Genomic DNA, 25,380 nt, shown 5'->3' with positions numbered 1-25,380 from the left:
GCCAATTGCGGTTGATCTTGCTTGATTTTCAAACCGTTGCGGCGATTTTAGGCCCGCCTTGTGACGCCAGCGACACAGAAACGGGATTCAGACGCGCACCGGCCGGCCGCCGGGATTCGGTGACGCCGGCAATCGCGATACGCTCGACATGGCCCGTCATCGTCGCCTCCAATTCTCTATGTCGATAAGATTACTATACTTATGCGCGCTGGCGCGAAATGGTTTGTCAATTCCATCCCCATTCGAGGTACGGAATTGCGCCAAGCCAGCTAATTCGGGAATCCTGCTCTCACAGGGGCGATGCCGCGGCCCTCGACGCCCATCATGTTGCATCGCGGTCACGCGCCGCTATGCCTCGACCCTTTATGCGATCGCTCTATGTCGTTTTAGCCACAAAGACGAGGGCTGGCTGTGCTGTCGGCGGCATGCGTAACCTCAATGTCGGCCTAACAGCCATGCCGAAAACGGAACGCCAGCTTTCGGCTCCGTCCCGGAAAGTTGACTTGCTAATAGCCCAAGAAATGGCGGTGGCTGTCCTTGGCCACTCACTTTCGGTTCAACAGCTCGACGAGATTTGCGAGCATCCGGTTCCAAAGGTTCTGCGCGTCTTCAGGCCCGTCTCCGGCGGCCAGGAAATCAAGGCGTGACTGCGTACCCTCGGACGCAATCAGGATCTCGATGAACGCCGTCCCCTCGAAGTGCTGGGGAACTACCAAGCTGAATGCTAAGCGGGCAGGGCGGTCGACCACCGAGTATATGCCGTCATGCGTAATGACGCTGTCCCCGTCGTGCTCGATGATCGAGTATGTCCCGCCCGGTTGCGGATTGGTCACTGCCCTCAGGATGTTAGTCGGCGATTTGAAAAGCCATTGCTCCATCGCAGGTGGGTCAACCCATGCGTCGAAGACAACCTGCGGGTTAGCGTTGATCAGAAGCGACACTCTGGCCCTAATGTCAAAGTTCATATCGTGCCTTCAAGATTTTGCGTGGGTGAGGTCTGTCCCTTTCCATGTCGTTCACGGCTCAAATCACACATTCACGCAGCGCCTCGCTCAATGCCGCTGGCCAGCTCGCCGTAAGCAGCGCCGCCGATCGCCTCAACCGAACTTCTCATCCGAGGTTTTGAGTTCTTGAAGACAGACGACATCATAGCGCGTGGCCTTGAGCCACGGCTCCTCGAGCGGATATTGTTTGACCCTGATGTCGCCACCCCAGAGGTCGACCAGGTCCTGGCCATGGGCGGGAACCTCGCCGAGCCTCACCGAATCGATGCCTGTCGCGACGCCGAGCGTAACTTCGCCGCCCGGAAGCGGATACACCCGAGAACCGCGTAGCAGAACTTCAGCTCCCAATCGAATGTTGTCGACGACCGATGGCCATCGGGCAGGATCGAGGACGCAATCGTAGATGGTGCCTATGAGTTCTGAAATGCGCTCCGCCGGATAGGATCGGGCAGTCATGCTGACCAACATGGGCTGGCGGCCCCGGTCGGACATGGCGTGCTGCTGCGCCGATATCGCTTCAACGGGATCAATCCTCGTTCGACTTCGCGACCAAGTCAGTAGAAAAAAATAGAAGCTGGGTGTCAAGCCTAATCCAAATGGTGGACGCCGCGACGACCATTTCGTGATTGGGTGCGTCGGCTTAAGGTTGGACTGAATTCAAAAGCATGTGACGCGCATCAGGAGAATTCTAGATTTTCTCCACCGCCAGTGAATGCGCCGGCGCATCGGTCAGGTCTTCAACTCACGGGACAGAACGCCGTCTCTATAGCGCGAGACGGAACATTACATTTCGCTAATACTTGGAGAGATTCAAGACGACTGGCTTGTCAGCCCCGCCAACGGCCGTCCTACCGGAAGAATGTCGAAGCAGCTCACGAAAACGGGTGACCGTGGCCGGCCACGGCTGGCATCTGGCCCAGGCTGTTGCCTGGCCGGGCTCCCCCGACGACGTGCGGTCAAAGGAAGATCTGTCAGCATGTCGGGCACGCCGGAACTTCTCCTCAACATGATGCGGGGCGCCTTGCTGGGGTTCGCGGTCGCCGCGCCCATCGGTCCCACCGGGCTCTTATGCGTGCAGCGCACGATCGCCGGCGGCATCGTACCCGGTCTGGCGACCGGCTATGGCGCGGCGACCACACATTCGGTCTATGCCTCTATGGCCGCCGCCGGGCTCGGGGCGGTGGCGCACATGCTGATGGGATGGCACGTATGGCTGCAGCTCTGCGCCGGCATGTTCCTGCTCTACATGGCCGCAACGGCGGCGCGGCTGACACCGTCGCTGGACACGTCCCTGCAGCGCCGTATGCCGTCGGGCCGGGCCTATCTGACGGGGCTGATCTGGACGTTGGGCAACCCGATGACACTGCTTGGTTTCCTCACGCTCACGCCGGGGATCCTGGGGGCGGGCTTGCCGTCCTGGCAAACCCTGGCGCTTGTATCGGCCGGCGTGCTGATCGGTTCGGCAAGCTGGTGGACAACGCTGACGCTGGCCACCAACCATCTGCGAAAGCGGCTGAGCGCGCGCGGCCTGCGCTACGTCAATCTCGGCTTCAGTTCGGGTCTGTTCGTCTTCGCGCTGTCCCTGCTGGCAAGCGCGCTGCGCGTGGGATTGCTGCCATAGGGCAATTCCACGGAAAGTGTGAGCGCTTTCCCTTGGGAACCGCCCTGGCCCCGGCGCGATGCGCGACGGACGTCAGGGTTTCATCGGCTTCTTCGGCTGCACCTCCATCGAAGGCGCGTCCGGCGGTGGGCCGGCCTCGTCTGGTTTCGGCTGTCCGGCGGCGGGCGTATCGGGCGCCTGCGGTGCTCCCGAGGTGAGGTTGACCGACACGCCATAGATCTTCCACTGCCGGTTCACCGGCTCGAACAGGAGCTCGAAATTGACCTGCATCGGGACCGAAGGGAAAAAGCCCGCCATGTGCAACATGCCGTTCGGCTCGATCTGCGGCAGCAGGGTCAGTTGCGGTTCCAGCACCGCGACCGCGCCGAAATTCAGAGCCTGCTTGCGCTGGTTGGCAAAGATGTCGCCGAGTTGGGCGGCGCTGTTGGCCTGGAAATTCGGTGAACCGAGATCGCGCAGCATCGTGTAGTTGCCGGTCTTGTTGGCCTGGTCGAGCGCCAGAAGCGGGCCGCGGATCAGGATCAGCACGCCGTTGCGGTCGATGCTGGCCGGGTGGGTCGCGCGGACCTTGTCGCCCTTCTCGGCCTTTTTGGTCTGCGCCCAGGCAACGCCCGGGGATGCCGCCATCAAGCCGGCCGACAGCAAGGCTGCCACCGCAGCCTGGGTCATCCGCCCTGTTGCTGAAGAGTTTAGGCGCTTCATGTGACCTCTGAAGTCGCAATCGAGCCGGCGGCGGGCGATACTGGCGACCGCGTCTGTGGGAACGCGGCCGCCAGCGGCCCCCTCGCACTCGTGATCAGTTCAGCGTCCACGAAGCCCCGAGGCTGACGCCGACATCGCCGCGATTGGCGGTCGCCGACAAGGCGGCGTTGAGCCGGAAATCCAGACTGGGATTGTAGCCGAGACCGAGCGCCAGGCCCGACTGGTCCTTGAAGTTGCCGAAGCCGCCGGCCAGCGACAATTTTCCCGGCCTGTCGTCATAGCGCAGCCCCGCCGTGGCCAGAGCCAGCGCGGTGCCGGCACGGGCTTCCGTGCGGTTTTCGCTGATCTGGTCATCCAGGCCCTGGAGGCCGGCCTCGAGAGCGCCGACGCGGCCGTCGAGTTGGGTGATGTTGCTGGTGTTGGTCGTCACCCTGGTGTCGAGATCCGCGATCTCGTTGGTGTTGTTGGTGATACGCGTCTCATGATTGGCGAGTTCTTGGGTGTTGGTGCTGATCTGTGAGGTGTTGTTGGCGATGCGCGTTTCGTGGTCGGCGAGCTCGGTGGTGTTGGCGGTGATCTGCGTCGTGTGGCTGCTCACCGTGCTGTTCAGATCGGCGATGGCGATGCCGTTCTGGGCGACCTGTGCAGGCAAATTCGTAAGCGTGGCCACATCGAATGTCGACGCCGCCAGATTGCCGCCGGCGTCTGTCGTCACCAGATAGGTCGGGCCGGCCTGCGCGGCCGTGCTCGCCTGCGAAGTGATCCCGGCCAGCGTGTAGGTGTTGCTGCCCGTGCCAAGCATGACCTGATTTTCGCGCGTCGCCGTAACGCCCGCTCCGATCGCCATGGAGTTGTCTTGGAGGGCGGTCGCACCCGCGCCCAGCGCGGTGGAGTTCAAAGCGCGCGCTTTAGCCGAAGCGCCAATGGCGGTGGCATTTGACCCGCCCGCCCCTCGGGCCCCGGCCTGAGCCCCGGCGCCGATGGCTGTCGTGTTCGAATTCTCATAGTTGATAGTGGGGCTGCCATAGGGGTCATAGTAACCGCCCGCGTTAGCGAGGTAGCCGAGCGCCACGCTGTTGTCCGCAATGGCGCCCGCGCTATCGCCCATAGCTGTCGAGAAATCGCCATTGCTGTTGGCGAAATATCCGCATGCGGTGGAGCGGGTCGAGCCTCCGGCATAGGCTGCTCCACCGTCCACACCATTGAAATCCGAGCAGATGACTCCCGCGCGTGCTGCGCCCGGCGTGAAGGCGACAAAGCCGGTGGCCGCGATCGCCACCATCACTGCCGTCCCGAGGGCGGGCACTTGGGAGGATGCCAGTCCACCGAAAACCGCCGTCGCGGCCGACATTAGTCCATTGCCTTTTCGCCCTTGGCACTTTGTCGCGACTGTTTCGCTTATTGTCTCGGCAGCGGCGTCTTCCAATACGCTCACGCATCCAATCGTTTCTGCAATCACGCCCAAAGCCCTCGCTTCATTGCCAGACAATCCACCAAGTCCCCTGCCGGCGCTGTCGGTCCCGCACGCTGGCCGGGCCGGTCGGAGAGGCTCCGTCCATGGCTGGGCTGACAATCAAGCAGTTGCGCACTTGGCGGCTGTGCTGCCGTCCCCGAACAGCACTCGCCTTGCAAACACCGACGCCCTCGAATTCCGCGCAGGACCGCAGCACCCGACGGGGGGCAACCGAACACAAAGAGAATGCCGCGTCTTCCACCATTCGGTGGATAGCGACGGCCGGAGTTCGATGGTAGCGCCCGGGGCCGGATGACCATCCCCGTCGGGAGATGATCAAAGGGCTTGCCCGATCCGGATCATGCTTTAATTTTGCTGCGGTACAGCAAGGATTTTGTTGCCGTGCGGCAAGGATGGTGGCGATGCGTTCTGCCTTCTCGATGGCTCAGTTGTCCGAACTGATCGGGCTGATCTACGACGCCGCGATCGATCCCGCGCGCTGGCCCGTCGCGATCGAGGAGATGCGCATCGCGCTCGGCTTCGGGACCGCCGCCATCCGCCTGCAAGCATTGCCGTCGGGCGAGGTGCTGGTCAACGTGACCAGCAACATCCCGCAGCCCTATGTCGACCGGATGGCCAGCTACGGCGCTGAAATCGTCGAGCTATGGGGTGGCATGGCGGTGGTAGGCTCGCTGCCGATGGATCGGCCGGCGGTGTTGAGCCAGCTCAATCCCAACCTCGACACCACGACGAACCGCTATTTCGTGGAGTGCGGCAAACCGCAAGGCATGATCGATTCCCTGGCGCTGCCGCTCGCGCGGGATGGGCGTGGTCTAGGCTCGCTGTCCTTCAGCCGCCATGTCGATGCCGCTCCCATCAGCGATCTGCAGATCGAGGCCGCCCGATTGCTGATCCCGCATCTGCAGCGCGCCGCGACGATCAACCGGCTGCTGGACATGGCGGCGATTGCCCGGTCGACCTTCCAGACGGTGCTCGACACGCTGACGGCGCCGATCCTTCTCACCACCGCCGATCTGCATGTCGTGCATGCCAATCCAGCTGCCCAGGACATCGTCGCCACGGGCGAGTTGCTGAACATCCGCAACGGAGTTCTCAGCGCCAGGGTCGCCGCCGTGTCCAGCGCGCTGGCCGTCGCGGTATCGCAGGCGGCACAGGACGAAAGCGCCATCGATCGCAAGGGACTGGGAGTTCCGATACGCTGGAAGGACGGCTCGGCCGGAGCCTTGCACGTGCTGCCGCTGCGTCCGGGGCGCGGGGCGTTCGATGCCAGCGTGGTGGCGGCGGTGTTTGTCGCACGCGCGGATACGCCCTTTGTCGCGCCGACCGCGCTGGTCGCGGCGCTGTTCGGCCTGACGCCGGCCGAGGCGCGCGTCTTCGAGCAGATCGCGGCGGGCCGCACGGTGGAGGAGACGTCCGATGCCCTCAATATCGGCCGGAGCACGGTCAGGACGCATTTGCTGCGGCTGTTCGAGAAGACCGGGGTGCGGCGACAGGCCGAGCTGGTTCAGCTCGCCGCGTCGCTGGCGTCGCCCATGGCTGGCGTGGCGTAGCCCTGTGAGCAGACCCCGGGCTGCGGGGAGACATACGGCGCGGGCCGGTTGCAACCAGCAAAGAACTCAAGCGGCCCCGTCGCGGGAATTCATTTCAACCAGGCAGTCCGACCCGCAAACCAATGTGCTCGATCACGCTGGCAAGCGTTGTCTTTTTGATCTCGAGCGAGATTTTCGTCCTCGCGCGCGCGGCCGGGATGAACAATTCTTCCTCGCTGTACCTGCTCAGGAACGCCGCCACGGCCGACAATTCGGCACCCTTTACGCAGATATTTATAATGCTGTGCGACGGCCGCTTTGCGGCGCGCTCGGATAGGATCTGCAGCGGCCCGCAAGTGCAGTCACAATATCCTTCGTCGTGGTGATAAATACAAATACAGTGCTGGTATTGCGGGCAAATTGTATTGCATTCGCAATCATCCTCAATTGTCATCGTATTCTCCAAGCATTTGAGATTTATGGGTGCCCAATCGGATCGGGGTCAGAGGGAGACGCAGACCACCACGAAAGGAATTTCGGGTCATCCACCGTTCGGTGGACAGTGACGGTCCCAGCCCAACGACTTCGCCCCCCGACGCCGTGCCGCGACGTCAGGGTGGGCGCCGGAGCCGCCCTTTCCGCCTCGGCGCCCTCTCATCGGCAGCTTTTTTCCAACAAGCCCTTCTTCCTTGGAAGGATTTAACTCTACAAGAACCATAGAATTAGCTGACTATGAACGGGCAATCCGGTTTTCCCCTTTTTCAAGGAGCCTTTCATGTCCAGCATTTCACGCCGCATCATTCTCCTGTCTTCCGCGGCCCTTGCCGGCGCCGCGTTCCTCGCTCCGGCCATGGCCGATGACCTGAAGATCACCATCGGCTACCAGACGGTGATCGAGCCCTCGAAAGTGCCGCAGGCCGACGGCGCCTATGAAAAGGCCACCAAGGCCAGCATCGACTGGCGTAAATTCGATTCCGGCGCCGACGTCATCGCCGCGGTCGCCTCCGGCTCGGTCGATATCGGCTATGTCGGCTCGAGCCCGCTGGCGGCCGCCGCCAGCCGCGACCTGCCGATCCAGACCATCTTCGTGGTCGGCCTGATCGGGCCGTCGGAAGCGCTGGTCGCCCGCAACGGCGCCGGTATCGAGAAGGTCGCCGACCTCGCCGGCAAGAAGGTCGCCGTGCCGTTCGTGTCGACGACGCATTACAGCCTGCTTGCCGCGCTCAAGCATGAGAATGTCGATCCGAAGTCGGTCCAGATCCTCAATCTCAGGCCGCCGGAAATCGCCGCCGCCTTCGCGCGCGGCGATATCGATGCCGCCTATGTCTGGGATCCGGCGCTGGGCCAAATCAAGACATCGGGCAAGGTGGTGCTGGATTCCTCGCAGGTCGCCGCCTGGGGCGCGCCGACCTTCGATGCCTGGATCGTGCGCACCGACTTCGCCGACAGGAATCCGGAAGCCGTGCGCGACTTCGTCAAGGTGACGGGATCAGCCTATGCCGAATATCTCGCCAAGCCCGACGCCTGGTCGGTGTCGTCGCCGCAGGCCGCGTCGATCGCCAGGCTCACCGGCGCCAAGCTGGAAGAAGTGCCGGAGCTCCTGAAGGGTTATGTGTTCCCGACGCTTGAAGAGCAGGCCTCGGACAAATTCCTCGGCGGCGGCACGGTCAAGGCGGTCGCGGCCGCGTCCGCCTTCCTCAAGGAGCAAGGCAAGGTCGACGCCGTGCTGCCGGACTACTCGAAATACGTGACGTCGAAATACGTCACCGAGGCGCTGGCCTCGAACTGACGGCTTAAACGCGCGGCTCACCTTCCCTGACGTCGTGCGTTGCCTGTCTCGGAGCCGCTGACGAGGCGCGGTTTCGGGGCAGGCGGATTTTACCGAACCGATTCATCCCTGACGCAATCCGGACGGAAAACCGCCTCACACTTTTCTGGAATTGCTCGGCGAGGGGCCCATGCCGCATCTCGTGCTCGACAAGATCTCCATCCATTATGACGGCCAGCCGGCGCCCGCCGTCGAGCGGGTCTCGATCGCAGTTGCCAAGGACGATTTCGTCGTTCTTGTCGGCCGCTCCGGCTGCGGCAAGACCTCGCTGCTCAACGTTGCCGCCGGCCTGATCACGCCCGCGCGCGGCACGGCCTCGATCAACGGCCAGCCGATCACCGGACCCGGTTCGGACCGGGCGGTGGTGTTCCAGAACGATGCGCTGTTTCCCTGGCTGACCGCCCGCGAGAACGTCGCCTTCGCGCTGCGGCTGCGCGGTGTCAGGCCATCCGAACGGGCGCGGCGCGCCGACCGGCTGCTGGAGCTGGTGAAGCTCGCCGATGCCGGCGACAAGCGCATCTGGGAGCTGTCCGGCGGCATGCGCCAGCGTGTCGGCCTCGCCCGCGCGCTCGCCGCCGAACCCGAATTCCTGCTGCTCGACGAGCCGCTCGGCGCGCTCGACGCGCTGACGCGCGAACGCATGCAGACGACGCTGCTCGACCTTTGGACCGCAAGCCATGCCGGCGTGCTGATGGTGACGCACGGCATCGAGGAAGCGCTGGTGCTCGCCACCCGCGTCGTCGTGCTGGCGCCCGGCCCCGGACGCGTGGTGCGAACCTTCGAGCCGGGCTTCTCCCGGCGCTATGCCTCCGGCGAGCCCATTCGCGCCATCAAGGCCGACCCGGCCTTCGCGGCGGCGCGCGGCGAACTGACCGACGCGATCTTCGAGGGAGAGGCGGCATGACCATTTCCTCCTACACGGAACGGCCCGGTTCCAAGACAGAAGAAACCGACGGCCTGTCGGTGCCCTGGTCCAGGCAACGGCCGAAACGGCCCGGCGTTTCGGCGCGCATGGTCAGCGCCGTCACCATCTTGGCGGTGCTGGCGCTCTGGACGCTGTCGGCCCGCCTGCAGCTGGTGTCGCCGGTGTTCCTGCCCTCGCCGCTCGCCGTGTGGAACAAGTTCGTCGTCGTCATCCGCGACGGCTTCGTCGACGCGACGCTGCTGCAGCATGTCGTCGCCAGCCTCGGCCGCGTCTTTGCCGCGCTGGCCGCCGCCATCCTGGTCGGTGTGCCGGTGGGGCTCGCCATCGGCATCAGCACGGTGGGGCGCGGCATCTTCGATCCGCTGCTCGAATTCCTGCGGCCGATCCCGCCGCTGGCCTATCTGCCGCTGGTCATCATCTGGTTCGGCATCGGCGAGCCGTCGAAGATCCTGGTGATCGCCATCGCCATGCTGGCGCCGGTCGCCCTGTCGACCGCCTCGGGCGTCCGCGGCGTCTCGCGGGAGCGCATCAACGCCGCGCGTTCGCTTGGCGCGACGCGCGCCCAGGTGGTCCGCCACGTGATCCTGCCCAGCGCCCTGCCCTCGATCCTGACCGGCCTGCGCATCGCGCTCGGCGCCGGCTGGTCGACACTGGTCGCGGCCGAACTGGTGGCGGCGACGCGCGGCCTTGGTTTCATGATCCAGTCCGCGGCCCAATTCCTCGTCACCGACGTGGTGGTGATGGGCATATTGGTGATCGCGGCCATCGCCTTCGTGCTCGAATTCACCATCCGCCGGATCGAGCGCGTGCTCGTCCCGTGGGCGGGGCGTGAATGATCGGAAAAGGAGAATGACGATGACCCATTCCACCGCCGTGTTGTTTGCCCATGTCGGCTCCTGGCTGCTCGGCCTTGCCGCCGACGACAAAGCGGCAAACGAGGACGGCCCGCGCTCGCCGGCGCCGGTCCATCTCCGCGCCGGGCACGACCGCCTGCCGCCGCGCGACGAGAGCTTTTATTGGGCCTGGCAGTACTGGTCGCAGTGAGTGGCTGGCGGTTGGCGCACCGACGCATAGCGTTAGCGATCTTTCGCGCTAGCCTCCACGTCTTCGTCATCCTAGGGCGAAGCAAGGAGCAAAGCGACGCGCGCAGACCCTAGGATCCATGCCGCGACTGTGGTGCGTTGCAACGGTGCAAAAACGGCTCACCACCCAGTTCCGCGAAAGAGTTCGAACCATTCCGGATTAGCTTTCTCGATCAGCTCGATCTTCCATTGGCGTGGCCAGCGTTTCAGGGACTTCTCACGTTGGATCGCATCAGTGATGTCGAAATACTCTTCGTACCAGACAAGGCGTTGCACGCCGTAGCGACTGGTAAAGCCTGAGCCTTGGCCAGATTTGTGCTCGGGTACACGGCGGCCGAGGTCGTTGGTGACGCCAATGTAGATAGTGCCACGTTTCTGGCTTGCGGTCATGTAGACATAGCCGGTCATGTTTGAAGCGTAATCCGGGTGAGTGAGCGTGTAAGCGTCGTTTCTGATCCGTCGCATTCTACGACCAAAGTCACGGCATGGATCCTAGGGTCTGCGCCGCGTCGCTTCGCTCCTTGCTTCGCCCTAGGATGACGAAGGTATAGGTGCCGTAGAAAAAAATTCCGCCCGTCACAATCATCTCGCAAAATTATTTCTCTACTAAATTTATAGAACTACCTAGCCTGATCCATCTTCCAACCGGTGAGGACATTTCCTGCCGCGCGCATTGAAGGAGAGGGATCATGTTCAATCTGACGAGACGCGTTTTCGGCATTGGCCTTCTGGCCGCGACAGTCGTGCCGTCGTTCGGCGCCGCCGCGCAGGACCTGAAGCAGTTCAGCATCGGCTACCAGAAGACCGGCCTGCCGGTGATCGCCAGGCAGCAGCAGGTGATCGAGAAGGCGCTCGGCGACAAGGGCGTTACCGTGAAGTGGGTCGAGTTCACCGCCGGGCCGCCATTGGTCGAAGCGCTCAATGTCGGTGCCATCGATGCCGGCTGGACCGGCGACGCGCCGCCGATCTTCGGTCAATCGGCCGGCGCCAACATCGTCTATGCCGCGGCGCTGCCGTCCAATGGCGAAGGCGAGGCGATCTTCGTCAAGCCGGCCTCGCCGGTCCAGGCGGTCGCCGACCTCAAGGGCAAGCGCGTCGGCGTCGGCAAGGGCACCAGTGCGCATAATCTTCTCGTCGCCGCGCTGGAAAAGGCAGGTGTCGCCTTCGATCAGATCACGCCGGTCTATCTCAGCCCGGCGGATGCGGCCGCTGCCTTCGCCAGCGACCAGATCGATGCCTGGGCGGTCTGGGATCCCTTCTTTGCCATCGCCGAAACCCGCTACCAGCCGCGTGTGCTGGCCCGCTCCAGCGAGGTGCTCAAGGTCAACACCTATTTCCTCGCCAACAAGGATTTCGCCAAGGCGCATCCCGAAATCGTCACCACGACCATCGCCGCGCTTGGCGAGGCGGCGAAATGGGCGGACCAGAATCGCGACAAGGTGGCCGAGGCGTTGCATGAGGTGACCGGCGTGCCGCTCGACGCACAGACCATCGCCGCCAATCGCAGCAAGTTCGGCATCTTTCCGATCACCGACGAGATCGTTGCCGGCCAGCAGGCTACCGCCGACCGCTTCTACAAGCTTGGCCTGATCCCCAAGGCGGTGCGGATTTCCGACGCGGTTTGGACAGCGCCGGGCAATTGATTTTTCGTCACGCGGCGCCGGGTGGAGGAACGCCCGGCGCCGTTGCCATTGTGCCTTTGACCTCCAGGAGGCCGCCTTGACCACGCCAGCCAAGCCACTCGATTTCTTCTGGTTCATCCCGACGCATGGCGACGGTTCCTATCTTGGCTCCGAGCAGCAGCAGCGGCCGCCGGAGTTCGGCTATTTCAAGGAGATCGCGCAGGCAGTCGACCGGCTCGGCTTCCCCGGCGTGCTGTTGCCGACCGGACAGAACTGCGAGGATTCCTGGATCACCGCCACTGGACTGGCGACGCTGACCGAAAGGCTCAAATTCCTCGTCGCGCTGCGGCCGGGCGTGACCCTGCCGACCTTCGCGGCGCGCCAGACGGCGGCTCTCGACCGTCTGAGCAACGGCCGCCTGCTGCTCAATGTCGTGGTCGGCGGCAATCCGGCCGAGCTTGCCGGCGACGGCGTCTTCCTGCCACATGACGAGCGCTATGCGCAGGCGCATGAATTCCTGACCATCTGGCGCGGTCTGGTGTCCGGCGAGCGCGTCAATTTCGACGGCAAATATTACCGCGTCGAGAATGGCCGCCTCGACCTTCTGCCATCACAGGAGCGGCCGCCGCTTTATTTCGGCGGCTCGTCCGACGCCGGGCAGGATCTTGCCGCCGACCTGGTGGATATGTACCTCACTTGGGGCGAGCCACCGGCGCAGGTCGCCGAAAAGCTGGCTTCGGCGCGCGCGAAGGCGGCATTGCGCGGCCGCGAACTGCGTTTCGGCATCCGGCTGCATTTCATTGTTCGCGAAACCGAGGATGAAGCCTGGCGCGCCGCCGACCGGTTGATCAGCCACGTCACCGATGCGCAGATCGAGAACGCGCAGGCGCGGTTCCTCAACCAGATGGACTCGGTCGGCCAGCGCCGCATGGCCGAACTGCATGGCGGCCGCCGCGACAGGCTGGTCGTCTCGCCCAATCTGTGGGCCGGCGTCGGGCTGGTGCGCGGCGGTGCCGGCACCGCGCTGGTCGGCACGCCGGAGCAGGTCGCCGACCGCATTCGCGAGTACCAGGCGATCGGCATCGACACCATCATCGGCTCCGGCTATCCGCATCTCGAGGAAGCCTATCGCGTCGCCGAACTGCTCTTCCCCAAGCTCGGGCTTGGTACCAGGCGGCTCAAACCGCGCGAAGACATCGCCAACGAATTCTCGGTCGGCTTCCATGGCGCGGCCCGCCTGCAGGCCGCGTCATGAGCTTTTCCACGCACCTGCGCAGGAACGGCATCGGCTGGCTATTGCCGGTGCTGGTGCTTGCCGGCTGGGAGGTGGCGTCCCGCGCCGGCGTCATGCCGGCCAACGTGCTTCCGGCACCAAGCGCCGTCGCCGAGGCCTTCTGGCGTTTGACGCTGTCCGGTGAACTGATCCGCAACATCGGCGTCTCGACGGCGCGCGCCCTGGCCGGCTTCGCCGTCGGCGGCTCGATCGGCTTCGCGCTCGGCCTTGCCAACGGGCTGTCGACGCTCAGCCGCGGCCTGACCGACACCACGCTGCAGATGATCCGCAACATTCCGCACCTGGCGCTGATTCCGCTGGTCATCCTGTGGTTCGGCATCGACGAGGAAGCAAAACTGTTCCTGGTGGCGCTCGGCGTGTTCTTTCCGATCTACGTCAACACGCTGCTCGGCATCCAGAGCGTTGACCCGCAACTGGTGGAGATGGGCTGCGTCTACGGCATGGACCGGCGCGCGCTGTTCTTCCGCGTCATCCTGCCCGGCGCGCTGCCGGCGATCTTCGTCGGCCTGCGCTACGCCTTGGGCATCATGTGGCTGACGCTGATCGTCGCCGAAACCATCTCGGCCAGCTCCGGGCTCGGCTACATGGCCATGCAGGCGCGCGAGTTCCTGCTGATCGATGTCGTCGTGCTGTCGATCCTGATCTACGCGCTGCTCGGCAAGCTCGCCGACAGTCTCGCCCGCCTGCTCGAGCGCCTGTCGCTCGGCTGGCATCCCGCCTTTCAGAACGGATGAGTATTCGATGCCAGCCGCCAGTCTGACCGCCGTCCGCTCCTTTGTCACCACGCCAGCGCCAGCGCGCCCGGCGATATCGGTCGAAGGCAGGCGTGCCTTCGCCTTCAAGGGCGTGGAGAAACGCTTTGGCGACAAGACCGTTCTCGACGGCATCGATCTCGACGTGCCGGTCGGGCAGTTCGTCGCCGTCATCGGCAAAAGCGGCTGCGGCAAGAGCACGCTGCTCCGCTTGCTCGCGGGGCTCGACCGGCCGACCTCGGGATCGCTGACGCTGGGGGCCGAGGAAGAGGGCCACAGCCGCACGCGCTTCATGTTCCAGGAGCCGCGCCTGCTGCCCTGGGCCGGCGTGGTGAAAAACGTCGAGGTCGGGTTGACCGGCCTCGCCTCCGGCACGCAAGCGAGGCAACGCGCGCTCGACATTCTCGGCAAGGTCGGCCTCGCGGACCGAGCCGATGAATGGCCCTCGGTGCTGTCCGGCGGCCAGAAGCAGCGCGTGGCGCTGGCCCGCGCGCTGGTCGGTCACCCGCAGGTCCTGGCGCTCGACGAGCCGCTCGGGGCGCTCGACGCGCTGACCCGCATCGAGATGCAGCAATTGCTGGAGCGTATCTGGATAGCCCAGAAATTCACCGCCGTGCTGGTCACGCACGATGTCGCCGAAGCGGTTGCGCTCGCCGACCGGGTGGTGGTGATAAGCGGCGGCAGGATCGCGCTCGATCTGGATGTGCCGGTGGAACGGCCGCGCCGCCGCGGCTCCGCCGAGCTTGCCCGCCTCGAAGGCAGGATTCTGGACCAGCTGTTCGGTTAGGGCCGCGGCGGTCGGTTAGGCCTGTGGCGGCGGCGCGATTGACGAGCGGCTTCCCCCACTCCGTCGCCGCTTCGACGGAGTGGGGGTCGACCTTTCATCGAAGCCCACGGTTTGCCCACACCAGCCCTGCCAGGCCGATCAGCATGGTGGCGAGGCCGATATAGAGCCATTGCGACTGGCCGGTCATGAAGCTGCCGCCGACCACGCCGATGCCTTGCAGCGACCACAGCGCACCGACGGCCAGCACGATCAAGGCCAGCAGATTTTTGATCAGTCTCATTCTTGGATCCCGCTTTTCAAGTCGATCGATTGCGGCACTATCGCCGCGATGAAAGAGCCGAAGGAAGTGGTCAGATCGCACAGGTTTCTATTTGAAGATCAACATCTAATCTTGTCATGGAAGTCCTTCGTGCCGATCAAAATAGGGTCGAAAACTGATCCTGGCGCGCGAGAAAATCCCTGACAGACTGTTACCCGGTGACTCCAAACGTGTGATCTCGCCATGGAACCGCCAGATCACTGCCGCATTTCCTGCCTTATTCTCGACCTAACGGCTGGGGTCTGTCAAAAACGGAGCCATCCCCCAAATATGAAGACCCCAAAACAGACCGCGCTTGTCGCGGTAACGATCGCTGCTGGCCTGATGGTCGGCGCCTCCGCCACTTCGGCGACCGCCGCCGCCGGCCAGTGCGGCCGCGCTTCCTGGTACGCGCTGCACTCGAGGACCGCCTCGGGCGAACGCATGAACCCCTCGGCGATGACCGCCGCCCACCGCACGCTGCCTTTCGGCACCAAATTGCGGGTCACCAACAAGAACAACGGCCGCAGCGTCGTCGTGCGCATCAACGATCGTGGTCCCTTCATCAAGGGCCGCGTGCTCGACCTGTCGAAAGGCGCCGCCGGCCAGCTCGGCTTCATCGGCTCCGGCCAGACTTCGGTCTGCATGGCGCGCGTCTGATTTGACCGTCTCTTGACCATGATCACTCCCGGACCGCGGCTCAGCCGCGCAAAGCGGGTATTTTTCGGCGATCATGGTCAGGTGTCCGGCGCGGTGGCCTGACACATATCCTACACATTTCGGCGGCGCACATTGAGCCGGCTGTGCCGTCTGGGGCCGGTTTTCAAGGCTTTGGACGAAAGAAGCATTGGTCACGCCACGTGACGTATTGCATCGCAGCAATTAGTTGTTAACCTCCCCGCGTGACATTCAAGGCTCGGCGCTGCTCGTCGTCCCTTCGGTCGAGGCAGCAGCGGGGTTCTTGATGTACTACCAGCTATACGAAATGAACCATGCCGCCTTGCAGCCGGCCCGGCTCTATGCCGACGCTGTCCGGCTCTTCTACTCCAATCCGCTCAATCCGGTCTCGCACACACCCTGGGGCCGATCGATCGCGGCCGGCGCCGAACTGTTCGAGCGCACCACGCGCCGCTACGGCAAGCCGCAATTCGGCCTGGCCAAGACGGTGGTCGACTGGAAGAGCGTCGCGGTCACCGAAAAGACCATCTGGTCGAAGCCGTTCTGCAATCTCGTCCGGTTCGAGCGCGCCGTTCCCGCCGGACGCAAGGCCGACCCGAAGCTGCTGATCGTGGCGCCGATGTCGGGTCATTACGCGACGCTGCTGCGCGGCACGGTCGAGGCGATGCTGCCCTATGCCGATGTCCACATCGCCGACTGGGTCGACGCGCGCATGGTGCCGCTGGCCGATGGCAGCTTCGATCTCGACGACTATATCGACTACATCATCGACATGCTGCACACGCTGGGTCCGGACACCCATCTGATGGCGGTGTGCCAGCCTTCCGTGCCGGTGCTGGCGGCGGTTTCGCTGATGGAAACGCGCGGCGACCCCTTCGTCCCTTCGACGATGACGCTGATGGGCGGACCGATCGACACCCGCCGCAACCCGACCGCGGTCAATCTGCTGGCCGAGGAAAAGGGCATCGACTGGTTCCGCGACAACGTCGTCATGCGCGCGCCCTGGCCGGTGCCGGGCTTCGGCCGTGAGGTCTATCCCGGCTTCCTGCAGCTTTCGGGCTTCATGAGCATGAACCTCGACCGCCACATCATCGCCCACAAGGACTTCTTCATGCACCTTGTGAAGCATGATGGCGACAATGCAGAAAAGCACCGCGACTTCTACGACGAGTATCTGGCGGTGATGGACCTGACGGCGGAGTTCTACCTGCAGACCGTCGACACCGTCTTCGTGCGCCATGCGTTGCCCAAGGGCGAGATGACGCATCGCGGCACCAGGATCGATCCGTCCGCCATCCGCAACGTTGCCCTGTTCACGGTCGAGGGCGAGAACGACGACATTTCGGGCCTTGGCCAGACCAAGGCCGCGCAGGACCTGTGCGTCAACATCCCCGCCGACAGGAAGGCGCATTACATGCAGCCGGCGGTCGGCCATTACGGCGTCTTCAACGGCTCGCGCTTCCGCTCCGAGATCGTGCCGCGCATCGTCGACTTCATCACCAGCTATGGCCGCCAGAACCGGGTGGCGGTGAAGCCGAAGCTGGTCCGCACCGCCAAGCGGTAGGCAATTCTAGAAACGGAGCCGGGCCGGCGGTCCGATTCTGTTGCACAAGTGCCGCTGTCCCTCCCCGCGGGTAACCATGCTGCAAATCAACCCGACGTCGTAATTGACACGGAGTGTAAATCGCCCTTAACGTTTCGTTAACAACAGGGCGAGCGGGGACAATGAATTCCTCAACCATGCGAAGGCTGCGCGTATGCGTGGCAGCCGGGCTGGCAGTAACGGGAGGCTGGATGGCACCGGCCTGGGCTTCGGACGCGATGGCGACCGGTGGCCTCACCTCGCAGCCGATCGGCCACTACGATTTCTGCAAGCAGCATCCGGGCGAATGTTCGATCCGTCCGGCCAGCCTCGCGCCGGCCACCCTGACCGACGGGTTGATGCGCAAGCTGCTCAACGTCACCGCCAGGGTCAATGCATCAGTCAAGCCGATGAGCGACATGGACATCTATGGCACGGACGAGGTCTGGGCCTATCCCGACAAGGGCGTCGGCGACTGCGAGGACTATGTGCTGGAGAAGCGGCGCCAGCTGTCCCGCATGGGCGTTTCGCTCGCCGATCTCTTGATAACCGTGGTGCGCAAGCCCGACGGCGAAGGTCACGCCGTGCTGACGGTGCGCACCGACGGCGGCGATTATGTGCTCGACAATTTGACCGACAAGGTCAAGCCCTGGGACCAGACCGGCTACCGCTTCCTCAAGCGGCAGGCGATCGACAACACCGGCCGCTGGGTCTCGATCCGCGGCGGCCAGCAGGTTCTGGTGGGCTCGGTGCAGTAGCAAAGAGCGCCGCGGTTCGAACGCGGTATGTCTCGTGCCGAAAGTGTCTTCCGCTTACCCCTGGCGCAGGTCGGCGCCGCCCCTCATTGCCCTGCCGGGCATTTCTCCCCGTATAGTGACGGGGAGAAAGACGCCGTCATCGCCGATTTCGCCAATTGTCAGCGGTACAGGAAGGGTGGCGAGGTTGCCACAGCGACCTTCTCCCTGTTCTACGGGGAGAAGATGCCGGCAGGCAGATGAGGGGCGGCGCTGACATCGCCGATCGGGCGTCTCGCATAGCCATTCCAAAAATTTCCGCATCCCTCCGTGAACCATTTCCGTTCGCCCGGCGACACACAGCCGTGGACGATAGAAACCCAAACCATGGAGACTTCAAATGACTGCTTTCCTGCGCAACACCCTTCTCGCCGCCGCTGCCGTTTCGGCCCTGACCGGATCCGCTCTGGCCGAGCAGACCATTCCAAGCTGCGCCAAGACCAGCCTCAACGACCTGTGGAGCGGCCGCTGTTGCGGCGCCGCCGGCGCGTCGGACTGCCTGGGCGGTGGCAATGGCGGCCGCGATCATGGCAACCATGGCGACCATGGCCGTGGCGGCAATGGCGGCAGCACGGCCGGCAAGAATTGATCTCACCATGGCTGCCCGTCGGCTACTCGCCGGCGGGCGCTGTTCTTGCGACCGGCGATCGCTCGGCCGTCGCAAAGTCGGAGCAAAGAACCGATTCTCTAACTCTTTGTTTTTACGCAATTCCCAAGGGGAAGCGCTACGCGCTTCTCGGGAAAACCGCTACGCACTTTTCCTGCAATTCTAGGATCGCCGGCCCAAGGCCGCCTGGATCGATCCTGTGATGCGGCGCAAGTCCGCCTCATCCAGCTTCTCGATGTTTTCGGCCAACAGGTTGGCGAGTTCGGTGGCGGCGGGGGAAAGACCCGACGTGTCCAGCCTGACGCGCGGGTGCGAGGCTTCGGCCAGCCGCGCCAGCTCCTCGGCATCGTCCCAGATGATGTTGAAATAGCCGATGATCTTCTGGATCAGCGTCCAGGTCGGCGCGCCGCGCCGGCCATGCTCCAGCGCCGAGAGATAGGCGGCGCTGACGCCGATCGCCGCGGCCATGTCCTTCTGGCTGACGCCGCGCTCGGCTCTCAGCGCCCGCAGCTTCTCGCCGAACGGCGTCATGAGCGCGCCCGCCGCAGCCTGATATAGAGCGCGCCCGAGCCGCCATGGTTGCGGGCGGCATGGTCGTGGCTGGAGACCAGCGGCCGGAACGCCGGCGTCGACAGCCAGGCCGGCACGGCACGCCGCAAGACACCGTCGCCGCCCGAGGACGACCCCTTGCCGGTGATGACCAGCACATAGCGGACGCCGCCGGCATGCGCCCGGTGCAGGAACGAGAACAGCAGCGAATAGGCCTCGTCCTGCGTCATGCCATGCAGGTCGACGCGGCCCTCGATCGGCAACCGGCCCTTCTGCAACTTGTCCAGCGTCGGCTCGTCGAGCCGGTGCGTGACATGCTGCACCTTCGGCTTTGCCGCGCCAGCCGGGCCGGCGGCGGGCTGGGCCGGCTGCGACGGCGTCGGCCTGGCATCGACGGCCATGTCCGGAATGTCGACGGCGGCGCGGCCCTTGAGCGGCTTGGCGGTGCGCGCCACCAGGTTCCACAGCACCCGGTCGTCCTCGCTGAGTTTGTCCGGACGCTTGCTCATCATGCGCCCCCGGCCAGCGCGCGCGGCACCAGCGCGTAGAAATCGGCGGCGTTGCGCACCACGCCGGCGATCTCGCCGGCGGTATCCCCCGAGCCGGCGAACAGGTCGCCGCGCGCCGGTCCGGTGATGGCCGAGCCGGTGTCCTGCGCGATCATCAGCCGCCGGAACGGCCTTTTGTCGAAGGCGGTGAGCGTCGGCGCGTCGATGTAAAAAGGCGTGCCGAATGTGTGAAGCAGCCGGTCGACGGCCATCGAGCGGCCCGGCGTCAGCGGCACCTTGGCGGCCGCGATCGGCCCGAGCGCGGCGTCATCCACCGCGGCCTCGCGGAAGAAGATGTAGGAACGGTTCCGCCACAGGATCTCGTCGACGCGCCGCGGATGCGCCTTGAACCAGGCGCGGATCGACTGCATCGTCACGTCCGCCAGCGGGATTTCCCCCAGCTCGCTCAGCACCTTGCCGGGCCCGGTAAAGCGCTGGCCGGATTTGGCGGCGTAGGTGACGCGGCAAAGCCGGCCGTCGGTCATGGCGAGCCGCGCCGCGCCTTGCACATGGATGAAGAAGGCATCGACCTTGTCGGCCAGCCAGGCGATCTCCAGTCCCTGGCCGGCGATCGCGCCGCGCTCGATCGCGCCACGGTCGGGATATTCGGCCAGCCCGTCGGCGGCCCGGCGGGCGAAGGCGAGATAAGGATCCATCCCGGCCGGCCGGTTGGCGTCGTCGACGTCGACAAGATCGGCCGGCCGCGACAGCAGCGGCACGGTAAAATGCGCCGTCCGCACCGGCGAGGCCTCGACTTGCGGCTCGTAGAAGCCGGTGACGAGCCCGGCGCCGGTTTCCGGCCGGACCAGCATGGGAACGAAATGGCGCTCGAAGAAGGCGCGGGCCTCGGATCGGTTCGCCGGCGCGGCGCCACGCGCTTGCGCATAGGCTTCGGCGAAGGCGCCGAAATCGACGCCCAGCGCACCGCTGCGATAGGGTTTTATCGGCACATGCAAGGCGGAACGGGCAAACGCCTCGAAGGCCGGCAGATGGTCGTCGCCGCCCCAGCCGGGCAGGTCGCCGAAGGACCTTTCAACAAGGAGAGGCGACAGCGACACCGGAGCCCGCCTGTTCCGGGCTCAGTCTTCTTCTTCGGTGGCGACGAGCTTCCAGTTCGGATCGCGCGAGCGCGTGTCGCGGGCGAAGGTCCAGACATCCTTGACCTCGGCCACGGTTTCCGGATCGCCGTCGATGACGGCGCCGGCCTGGTCGCGCGTCGCCGAGATCAGCTCGCTGATGATGCGCAGCGTCACATGCGCCTCGCCGCCCTTCATCTCGGCCGAAACGATGTCGGCCTTGTCGATGCCGACGAAGGAGGACTGGATCTTTTCCGACTTGGCCTCGCGCTCGCCGATCGCGGCGACGAACCCGTCATAGACCTCCCGCGACAAAAGGTTCTTCAGCGTTTTGCGGTCGCCGTCGGCATAGGCCATGACGATCATCTCATAGGCCATCTTGGCGCCGTCGACGAAACCCTTGGGATCGAAGGACGGGTCGTTGTCCTTGATCGCGCGCAGGCCCTTGTTGAGGTCGGTGTCGGGCTTGGCGAAGGCGTCGATCGCCGTATAGGCGTCGGCCGGCGCCGCCTCGCCGGGCAGCCGCTTGCGCGGCAGCGAAACCACGTTTTCGGGCTTCTGCGTGGCCTCCTTGTCGGTGCGCGCCGCCGTATAGGGGTCGAAGGGCGGCCGCTCGCTACCGGTCCGACGGCCCAGCACGTTGCGCAGCTGGAAGAAGATCACCACCGCCGCGATCAGGAAGAAAATCGTGCCGAAGTCGAAGAAGCCCATATTTTCCGCCAATCAATCCCTGCCTCTAGGCCGGACCGTCAAGCCGACAGGCCGCGGTCGCATAGCGTTCACCATTCAAAGCATATAGAACGCAAGGCGCAATCATTCAAATCAAAGGCAGGCATACCTATCTAACAGCCTCCGTGCCAGCGGCGATTGGTCGCCGGCGGGCCAAAACAATCGAATGGTCGGTAAAGACTTGCGCATTTCGCTGCTTCCCTTCTTTCTCCTCGCGCTGCCGCTGCTGGAAATCGCCGGTTTCGTCGTCGTCGGCCGTGAGGTCGGCGCGCTGGCGACGGTCGGCCTGGTGCTGGCCTCGAGCTTCGCCGGCGTGCTTCTGCTGCGGCACCAGGGTTTCGGCGTCATGGCCCGCATCCGCGCCGAGATGGCCGCCGGCCACGACCCCAGCCGCCAGCTCGCCCATGGCGCCATGATCGTCGTCGCCGCGATCCTGCTGATCATCCCCGGCTTCATCACGGACATTGTCGGCCTGCTCCTGTTCCTGCCGCCGGTGCGCGACTTCGCCTGGAGCAGGCTCAAGGGCCGCATCGTCGTGGCCAGCAATTTCTCCACCGGCGGCTTCCGCCGCCAGCGCGACAAGGTCATCGACCTCGAAGACGGCGACTATTCGCGCGAGGACGACCTGAAGCGCGGCCCGGACCACAATTCGCCCTGGCGGCGGCTGAAGGACGATTAGGTCGCGGTTGCGGCTTGTTCCCGAACGTCGGCGCTGCCCCTCATTGTCCTGCCGGACATTTCTCCCCGTATAGTGACGGGGAGAAAGAGGCTGGCCGCAACGCCGGCCGCATCCTTCCAACGTTGATGATTGGCGAAATCATCGGACACAGCACCCCCTCTCCCCGTCACTGTACGGGGAGAGGATGCCGGCAGGCAGGTGAGGGGCGGCGCTGGCCTCCGGCGATGATCTTCCCCGCACGAAGCGTCCGCCCCAATCGCCCAAGGCCACAAGGCGGCAAACCTTGTCTTGTCATGCCGGCCATGGTAGCGAACGCCCGATTTCAATTCGGTCAGCCCCGATTCAATTCGGTGAGCGAGACTGCCCAGGGGAAAAGGATATCGGCTCATGGCCAGCAATGATGACGCGCCGGTCGGCGCCAACGGCAACGGCAATGGCAGCGCGGCGCAGCCGTCGCTCAACGTGCTGGCCCAGTATGTCAAGGACCTGTCCTTCGAAAGCCCCGGCGCACCCAACTCGCTGCGCGGCCGCGACAAGGCGCCCGGCATCGCCATCAACGTCAACGTCAACGCCAACCCGCTCTCCGACAAGCAATTCGACGTCAACCTGACGCTGAACGCCAAGGCTTCCTTCGACCAGGAAGTGCTGTTCAACGTCGAGCTGATCTATGGCGGCGTCTTCGCCATTTCGGGCTTCCCGCAGGAGCACATGCTGCCGATCCTGTTCATCGAATGCCCGCGCCTTTTGTTCCCCTTCGCCCGCCAGATCATCGCCGAGGCGACGCGCAATGGCGGCTTCCCGCCGCTGATGCTCGACCCGATCGATTTCGCGCAGATGTTCCAGCAGAAGATCGCCGAGGACCAGGCCGCCTCGCAGACCAAGGTGAGCTGACGCTCGGCTGACAGGGATCGCTTTGAAAAACCCGGCCTCGCCGGGTTTTTTGTTGTGGGGCCGCCTCTTCCCTTCGTCATCCTAGGGCGAAGCAAGGAGCGCAGCGACGCGGCGCAGACCCTAGGATCCATGCCGGGACTCTGAAGCGTTGCCACGGTCCAGGTTCTGCTCCGCTGCGCCAGTCGGCAAGGTCGCGGCATGGATCCTCGGGTCTGCGCGACGCCGCTGCGCGGCTGCTCCGCCCGTGGATGACGAAGTCGCGAGCGGAGCACCGCACAAGTCCTGCGGATTCCAGAACACTCCCCTCGATCCCCCAGCCCTATCATCGCGCCCTCAGGCAAAGGCGTCCCGGCAGTCGCAGCCCCCCGCGTTGGCGATCGGTCGGGACGCCCAACAAAAGAGGGAACGATGATGAAATTCATGCTGACCGACCGCAAGCTCCACCCGCAAGCCAGACCTGTCGCCGAGGATTTCAAGACGGGCGGCATCAGCCGCCGCGAATATCTGGCGCTCATGGCTGGCCTCGGCGTCAGCGCCGCCGGCGCCTTTGCCCTGGGCGGCATCGCCGCGGCCCCGGCCCGCGCCGCCGAACCCAAGAAGGGCGGCACCCTGCGCGTCGCCATGAACGTCAAGGGCTTCAAGGATCCGCGCACCTTCGACGGTGTCGAAATGTCCAATGTCGCGCGCCACTGCAACGAATATCTGGTGCGCTGGAACACCGATTTCTCGTTCGAGCCGTGGCTGCTGGAAAAGTGGGAGATGAGCGACGACGCCAGGACGTTGACCCTGCATGTGCGCAAGGGCATCACCTGGTCGAACGGCGACGCCTTCAACGCCGACGATGTCGTCCACAACCTCACCCGCTGGTGCGAGGCCGGCGTCGCCGGCAATTCGGTCGCCGCGCGCATGGGCGCGCTGGTCAATGCCGACACCAAGAAGGTGGTCGATGGCGGCATCGAGAAGGTCGACGACTTCACCATAAAACTCAATCTGCCGAAGCCCGACATTTCGCTGATCGCCGGCATGGCCGACTATCCCGCGCTGATCATGCACCGCTCCTATGACGGCGACGGCGACCCCATGAAGGCGCTGGCGATCACCACGGGTCCTTGCGAGCTGGTGAAATGGGACGCCGAGACGGGTGCGGAGGTGAAACGCAAGGACAAGCCGTGGTGGAAGGGCGAGTTCCATCTCGATGGCATCCAGTGGATCGATTACGGCTCCGACCCCAACGCCATGCTGTCTGCCTTTGAATCCGGCGAGATCGACACCGACCACGAGACCGCCTCGGACGCCGTCGCGCAGACCGACAAGATGGGACTGAAGAATTCCGAGATCGCCACCGGCTCGACCATCGTCGCCCGCTTCAATGTCGGTAATGCGCCCTATGACGACGTCAAGGTGCGCCGCGCCGCCCAGCTCGCGGTGGACAATGCCGCCGTGCTGAAGCTCGGCCTCGACGGCCGGGGCAAACCCGCCGACAACCACCATGTCGGCCCCATGCATCCTGAGTTTGCCGATATCGGCCCGGCCAAGCGCGATGTCGAGCAGGCCAAGAAGCTGCTCGCCGAATCCGGCAAGGCGGACCACGAGTACGAGCTGATCTCGGTCGACGTCGAATGGCAAAAGAGCACCGGCGACGCCATCGCCGCCCAGATGCGCGAGGCGGGCCTCAAGATCAAGCGCACCGTGCTGCCCGCCGCCACCTTCTGGAACGACTGGAGCAAATACCCCTTCTCCTGCACCGAATGGCTGGGCCGCCCGCTCGGCGTCCAGGTGCTGGCGCTGGCCTACAAATCCGGCGCCGCCTGGAACGAAAGCGCCTATGCCAATAAGGAATTCGACGCGCTGCTCGACAAGGCGTTGGCCATGCCGGACGCCAAGGCTCGCAAGGAGATCATGGCCAAGATCGAGCAGAATCTGCGCGATAGCGGCATCATCATCCAGCCCTACTGGCGCTCGGTCTACCGGACCTATCGCAAGGGCGTCGAAGGCTGCGAACAGCACCAGGCGCTTGAGCAGCATTTCGAGAAGGTTTGGATTGAAAGCTGAGGCTAGCGCGGCGCCTCTTCCTTCCCCCCTTGTGGGGGAAGGTGGATTGCCGCGAAGCGGCAAGACGGATGAGGGGTGCGCCACGGAGCGAGGCCTTCGTATCTAAAGCTTTGAGTCCGCGCCTATCTTTCCGGCATCGCCAAGCTGGAACACCCCTTGTGTGTTTGGAATCGTGCATTGTTGAGGGTGCCACGGACCAGGTGCTTGCCTGATCCGTGGCGGCGGTCGAGAGCCCGTCACCCCTCAGGTGGCTTAAACCGTGGATGAGCTGGGGCCC

At 64.5% G+C, this 25,380-nt stretch carries 29 protein-coding genes; 17 read left to right on the top strand and 12 right to left on the bottom strand.

Annotated elements, in window-relative coordinates:
• Positions 1 to 28 precede the first annotated feature (28 nt).
• From EN824_RS36595 to EN824_RS32640, 3 genes are all read right to left on the bottom strand, one after another.
• On the bottom strand, positions 29 to 160 hold the full coding sequence (locus EN824_RS36595) for a hypothetical protein (protein WP_272483033.1): 132 nt from the start codon (positions 158 to 160) through the stop codon (positions 29 to 31).
• Positions 161 to 545: 385 nt separating this feature from the next.
• Entirely contained in the window at positions 546 to 965 is a 420-nt protein-coding gene (locus tag EN824_RS32650) for an SRPBCC domain-containing protein (RefSeq protein WP_135918109.1), read from the bottom strand.
• A 132-nt stretch (positions 966 to 1,097) separates the two neighbouring features.
• Complete coding sequence (locus tag EN824_RS32640) at positions 1,098 to 1,496, bottom strand: hypothetical protein (protein ID WP_189522263.1); 399 nt, start codon at positions 1,494 to 1,496, stop codon at positions 1,098 to 1,100.
• A gap of 484 nt (positions 1,497 to 1,980) precedes the next feature.
• Here EN824_RS32640 and EN824_RS32635 point away from each other — a divergent pair, with 484 nt between their 5' ends.
• Positions 1,981 to 2,625: a LysE family transporter gene (locus EN824_RS32635; RefSeq protein ID WP_189522262.1), complete on the top strand. Its 645-nt coding sequence runs from the start codon at positions 1,981 to 1,983 to the stop codon at positions 2,623 to 2,625.
• A 72-nt stretch (positions 2,626 to 2,697) separates the two neighbouring features.
• On the opposite strand, the gene EN824_RS32630 is transcribed toward EN824_RS32635, so the two are convergent.
• Together EN824_RS32630 and EN824_RS32625 are read right to left on the bottom strand one after the other, a co-directional pair.
• Positions 2,698 to 3,294 (bottom strand): hypothetical protein, encoded by a 597-nt coding sequence (locus EN824_RS32630; RefSeq protein ID WP_245521064.1) that lies wholly within the window; start codon positions 3,292 to 3,294, stop codon positions 2,698 to 2,700.
• 127 nt (positions 3,295 to 3,421) lie between these two features.
• Entirely contained in the window at positions 3,422 to 4,678 is a 1,257-nt protein-coding gene (locus tag EN824_RS32625; protein ID WP_245521063.1) for a YadA-like family protein, read from the bottom strand.
• Positions 4,679 to 5,229: 551 nt separating this feature from the next.
• Between EN824_RS32625 and EN824_RS32620 the strand changes: the two genes are divergently transcribed.
• The gene (locus EN824_RS32620) at positions 5,230 to 6,351 is read left to right on the top strand and encodes a helix-turn-helix transcriptional regulator (RefSeq protein WP_189522261.1); all 1,122 of its coding nucleotides are present in this window, start codon (positions 5,230 to 5,232) and stop codon (positions 6,349 to 6,351) included.
• Between the two features lie 94 nt (positions 6,352 to 6,445).
• On the opposite strand, the gene EN824_RS32615 is transcribed toward EN824_RS32620, so the two are convergent.
• Positions 6,446 to 6,784: a hypothetical protein gene (locus EN824_RS32615; RefSeq protein ID WP_135933109.1), complete on the bottom strand. Its 339-nt coding sequence runs from the start codon at positions 6,782 to 6,784 to the stop codon at positions 6,446 to 6,448.
• 321 nt (positions 6,785 to 7,105) lie between these two features.
• Between EN824_RS32615 and tauA the strand changes: the two genes are divergently transcribed.
• The 4 genes from tauA (at position 7,106) to EN824_RS32595 (ending at position 10,127) form a co-directional block, all read left to right on the top strand.
• Complete coding sequence (gene tauA / locus EN824_RS32610; RefSeq protein WP_135933108.1) at positions 7,106 to 8,119, top strand: taurine ABC transporter substrate-binding protein; 1,014 nt, start codon at positions 7,106 to 7,108, stop codon at positions 8,117 to 8,119.
• 169 nt (positions 8,120 to 8,288) lie between these two features.
• Positions 8,289 to 9,062, top strand: a complete 774-nt coding sequence (locus EN824_RS32605) for a taurine ABC transporter ATP-binding protein (RefSeq protein WP_135933107.1) — start codon at positions 8,289 to 8,291, stop codon at positions 9,060 to 9,062.
• Positions 9,059 to 9,919 carry an ABC transporter permease subunit gene (locus EN824_RS32600; protein WP_135933106.1) on the top strand — a complete coding sequence of 287 codons (861 nt, stop codon included), beginning with the start codon at positions 9,059 to 9,061 and terminating at the stop codon, positions 9,917 to 9,919. Before EN824_RS32605 ends, EN824_RS32600 begins: the two co-directional genes overlap by 4 nt.
• Positions 9,920 to 9,938: 19 nt before the next feature.
• Positions 9,939 to 10,127, top strand: coding sequence for a hypothetical protein (locus EN824_RS32595; protein ID WP_127873551.1), 189 nt, complete (start codon positions 9,939 to 9,941; stop codon positions 10,125 to 10,127).
• Between the two features lie 158 nt (positions 10,128 to 10,285).
• Here the strand turns inward: EN824_RS32595 and EN824_RS32590 are convergent, their stop codons facing one another.
• Positions 10,286 to 10,573 carry a GIY-YIG nuclease family protein gene (locus EN824_RS32590; RefSeq protein WP_127281040.1) on the bottom strand — a complete coding sequence of 96 codons (288 nt, stop codon included), beginning with the start codon at positions 10,571 to 10,573 and terminating at the stop codon, positions 10,286 to 10,288.
• A 281-nt stretch (positions 10,574 to 10,854) separates the two neighbouring features.
• Between EN824_RS32590 and EN824_RS32585 the strand changes: the two genes are divergently transcribed.
• From EN824_RS32585 to EN824_RS32570, 4 genes are all read left to right on the top strand, one after another.
• Complete coding sequence (locus tag EN824_RS32585) at positions 10,855 to 11,808, top strand: sulfonate ABC transporter substrate-binding protein (protein WP_127873552.1); 954 nt, start codon at positions 10,855 to 10,857, stop codon at positions 11,806 to 11,808.
• Positions 11,809 to 11,884: 76 nt separating this feature from the next.
• Positions 11,885 to 13,042, top strand: coding sequence for an FMNH2-dependent alkanesulfonate monooxygenase (gene ssuD, locus EN824_RS32580; RefSeq protein ID WP_127873553.1), 1,158 nt, complete (start codon positions 11,885 to 11,887; stop codon positions 13,040 to 13,042).
• Entirely contained in the window at positions 13,039 to 13,815 is a 777-nt protein-coding gene (locus EN824_RS32575; protein WP_135933105.1) for an ABC transporter permease subunit, read from the top strand. Before ssuD ends, EN824_RS32575 begins: the two co-directional genes overlap by 4 nt.
• A 7-nt stretch (positions 13,816 to 13,822) precedes the next feature.
• Positions 13,823 to 14,620 carry an ATP-binding cassette domain-containing protein gene (locus EN824_RS32570; RefSeq protein ID WP_135933104.1) on the top strand — a complete coding sequence of 266 codons (798 nt, stop codon included), beginning with the start codon at positions 13,823 to 13,825 and terminating at the stop codon, positions 14,618 to 14,620.
• Between the two features lie 94 nt (positions 14,621 to 14,714).
• On the opposite strand, the gene EN824_RS35450 is transcribed toward EN824_RS32570, so the two are convergent.
• Positions 14,715 to 14,900 carry a hypothetical protein gene (locus tag EN824_RS35450; protein ID WP_189522260.1) on the bottom strand — a complete coding sequence of 62 codons (186 nt, stop codon included), beginning with the start codon at positions 14,898 to 14,900 and terminating at the stop codon, positions 14,715 to 14,717.
• A gap of 309 nt (positions 14,901 to 15,209) precedes the next feature.
• Between EN824_RS35450 and EN824_RS32560 the strand changes: the two genes are divergently transcribed.
• The 4 genes from EN824_RS32560 (at position 15,210) to EN824_RS32540 (ending at position 18,561) form a co-directional block, all read left to right on the top strand.
• Positions 15,210 to 15,578, top strand: coding sequence for a septal ring lytic transglycosylase RlpA family protein (locus tag EN824_RS32560; RefSeq protein WP_127277697.1), 369 nt, complete (start codon positions 15,210 to 15,212; stop codon positions 15,576 to 15,578).
• 304 nt (positions 15,579 to 15,882) lie between these two features.
• A complete protein-coding gene (locus tag EN824_RS32555) occupies positions 15,883 to 17,160 on the top strand; it encodes a polyhydroxyalkanoate depolymerase (RefSeq protein ID WP_135933103.1) in 1,278 nt (425 codons plus the stop codon).
• A 161-nt stretch (positions 17,161 to 17,321) separates the two neighbouring features.
• The gene (locus EN824_RS32550) at positions 17,322 to 17,936 is read left to right on the top strand and encodes a transglutaminase-like cysteine peptidase (protein ID WP_127277695.1); all 615 of its coding nucleotides are present in this window, start codon (positions 17,322 to 17,324) and stop codon (positions 17,934 to 17,936) included.
• 376 nt (positions 17,937 to 18,312) lie between these two features.
• Positions 18,313 to 18,561 carry a hypothetical protein gene (locus tag EN824_RS32540; protein WP_127277694.1) on the top strand — a complete coding sequence of 83 codons (249 nt, stop codon included), beginning with the start codon at positions 18,313 to 18,315 and terminating at the stop codon, positions 18,559 to 18,561.
• Between the two features lie 180 nt (positions 18,562 to 18,741).
• Here EN824_RS32540 and EN824_RS32535 read toward each other — a convergent pair whose 3' ends face one another.
• Genes EN824_RS32535 through EN824_RS32520 form a run of 4 tightly spaced genes read right to left on the bottom strand, consistent with a single transcriptional unit; the run spans position 18,742 to position 21,463 of the window.
• Complete coding sequence (locus EN824_RS32535) at positions 18,742 to 19,110, bottom strand: helix-turn-helix transcriptional regulator (RefSeq protein WP_127277693.1); 369 nt, start codon at positions 19,108 to 19,110, stop codon at positions 18,742 to 18,744.
• Complete coding sequence (locus tag EN824_RS32530) at positions 19,107 to 19,637, bottom strand: Smr/MutS family protein (RefSeq protein WP_127277692.1); 531 nt, start codon at positions 19,635 to 19,637, stop codon at positions 19,107 to 19,109. The genes EN824_RS32535 and EN824_RS32530 overlap by 4 nt, the downstream gene beginning before the upstream one ends.
• Positions 19,637 to 20,734, bottom strand: coding sequence for a murein transglycosylase A (locus EN824_RS32525; RefSeq protein WP_135867789.1), 1,098 nt, complete (start codon positions 20,732 to 20,734; stop codon positions 19,637 to 19,639). The genes EN824_RS32530 and EN824_RS32525 overlap by 1 nt, the downstream gene beginning before the upstream one ends.
• Positions 20,735 to 20,755: 21 nt before the next feature.
• A complete protein-coding gene (locus EN824_RS32520; RefSeq protein WP_127277701.1) occupies positions 20,756 to 21,463 on the bottom strand; it encodes a Tim44/TimA family putative adaptor protein in 708 nt (235 codons plus the stop codon).
• A 199-nt stretch (positions 21,464 to 21,662) separates the two neighbouring features.
• Between EN824_RS32520 and EN824_RS32515 the strand changes: the two genes are divergently transcribed.
• From EN824_RS32515 to EN824_RS32500, 3 genes are all read left to right on the top strand, one after another.
• The gene (locus tag EN824_RS32515; protein ID WP_127277700.1) at positions 21,663 to 22,160 is read left to right on the top strand and encodes an FxsA family protein; all 498 of its coding nucleotides are present in this window, start codon (positions 21,663 to 21,665) and stop codon (positions 22,158 to 22,160) included.
• A 387-nt stretch (positions 22,161 to 22,547) separates the two neighbouring features.
• Positions 22,548 to 23,051 (top strand): protein-export chaperone SecB, encoded by a 504-nt coding sequence (gene secB, locus EN824_RS32505; RefSeq protein ID WP_127277690.1) that lies wholly within the window; start codon positions 22,548 to 22,550, stop codon positions 23,049 to 23,051.
• 411 nt (positions 23,052 to 23,462) lie between these two features.
• A complete protein-coding gene (locus tag EN824_RS32500) occupies positions 23,463 to 25,103 on the top strand; it encodes an ABC transporter substrate-binding protein (protein WP_127277689.1) in 1,641 nt (546 codons plus the stop codon).
• Positions 25,104 to 25,380: the final 277 nt, after the last annotated feature.

The sequence above is a fragment of the Mesorhizobium sp. M8A.F.Ca.ET.181.01.1.1 genome, from assembly GCF_004792025.1.
GTDB lineage: Bacteria > Pseudomonadota > Alphaproteobacteria > Rhizobiales > Rhizobiaceae > Mesorhizobium.
The sequence above is the reverse complement of the archived record's forward strand: the minus strand, read 5'-3'. Positions and strand labels throughout refer to the sequence as shown.

Coding starts and splice junctions, on each gene's coding strand:
- EN824_RS36595 (WP_272483033.1), bottom strand. CDS start 160: ATGACGGGCCATGTCGAGCGTATCGCGATTGCCGGCGTCACCGAATCC.
- EN824_RS32650 (WP_135918109.1), bottom strand. CDS start 965: ATGAACTTTGACATTAGGGCCAGAGTGTCGCTTCTGATCAACGCTAAC.
- EN824_RS32640 (WP_189522263.1), bottom strand. CDS start 1,496: ATGTCCGACCGGGGCCGCCAGCCCATGTTGGTCAGCATGACTGCCCGA.
- EN824_RS32635 (WP_189522262.1), top strand. CDS start 1,981: ATGTCGGGCACGCCGGAACTTCTCCTCAACATGATGCGGGGCGCCTTG.
- EN824_RS32630 (WP_245521064.1), bottom strand. CDS start 3,294: ATGACCCAGGCTGCGGTGGCAGCCTTGCTGTCGGCCGGCTTGATGGCG.
- EN824_RS32625 (WP_245521063.1), bottom strand. CDS start 4,678: ATGTCGGCCGCGACGGCGGTTTTCGGTGGACTGGCATCCTCCCAAGTG.
- EN824_RS32615 (WP_135933109.1), bottom strand. CDS start 6,784: ATGACAATTGAGGATGATTGCGAATGCAATACAATTTGCCCGCAATAC.
- tauA (WP_135933108.1), top strand. CDS start 7,106: ATGTCCAGCATTTCACGCCGCATCATTCTCCTGTCTTCCGCGGCCCTT.
- EN824_RS32605 (WP_135933107.1), top strand. CDS start 8,289: ATGCCGCATCTCGTGCTCGACAAGATCTCCATCCATTATGACGGCCAG.
- EN824_RS32600 (WP_135933106.1), top strand. CDS start 9,059: ATGACCATTTCCTCCTACACGGAACGGCCCGGTTCCAAGACAGAAGAA.
- EN824_RS32595 (WP_127873551.1), top strand. CDS start 9,939: ATGACCCATTCCACCGCCGTGTTGTTTGCCCATGTCGGCTCCTGGCTG.
- EN824_RS32590 (WP_127281040.1), bottom strand. CDS start 10,573: ATGACCGGCTATGTCTACATGACCGCAAGCCAGAAACGTGGCACTATC.
- EN824_RS32585 (WP_127873552.1), top strand. CDS start 10,855: ATGTTCAATCTGACGAGACGCGTTTTCGGCATTGGCCTTCTGGCCGCG.
- EN824_RS32575 (WP_135933105.1), top strand. CDS start 13,039: ATGAGCTTTTCCACGCACCTGCGCAGGAACGGCATCGGCTGGCTATTG.
- EN824_RS32570 (WP_135933104.1), top strand. CDS start 13,823: ATGCCAGCCGCCAGTCTGACCGCCGTCCGCTCCTTTGTCACCACGCCA.
- EN824_RS35450 (WP_189522260.1), bottom strand. CDS start 14,900: ATGAGACTGATCAAAAATCTGCTGGCCTTGATCGTGCTGGCCGTCGGT.
- EN824_RS32560 (WP_127277697.1), top strand. CDS start 15,210: ATGAAGACCCCAAAACAGACCGCGCTTGTCGCGGTAACGATCGCTGCT.
- EN824_RS32555 (WP_135933103.1), top strand. CDS start 15,883: ATGTACTACCAGCTATACGAAATGAACCATGCCGCCTTGCAGCCGGCC.
- EN824_RS32550 (WP_127277695.1), top strand. CDS start 17,322: ATGAATTCCTCAACCATGCGAAGGCTGCGCGTATGCGTGGCAGCCGGG.
- EN824_RS32540 (WP_127277694.1), top strand. CDS start 18,313: ATGACTGCTTTCCTGCGCAACACCCTTCTCGCCGCCGCTGCCGTTTCG.
- EN824_RS32535 (WP_127277693.1), bottom strand. CDS start 19,110: ATGACGCCGTTCGGCGAGAAGCTGCGGGCGCTGAGAGCCGAGCGCGGC.
- EN824_RS32530 (WP_127277692.1), bottom strand. CDS start 19,637: ATGAGCAAGCGTCCGGACAAACTCAGCGAGGACGACCGGGTGCTGTGG.
- EN824_RS32520 (WP_127277701.1), bottom strand. CDS start 21,463: ATGGGCTTCTTCGACTTCGGCACGATTTTCTTCCTGATCGCGGCGGTG.
- secB (WP_127277690.1), top strand. CDS start 22,548: ATGGCCAGCAATGATGACGCGCCGGTCGGCGCCAACGGCAACGGCAAT.
- EN824_RS32500 (WP_127277689.1), top strand. CDS start 23,463: ATGAAATTCATGCTGACCGACCGCAAGCTCCACCCGCAAGCCAGACCT.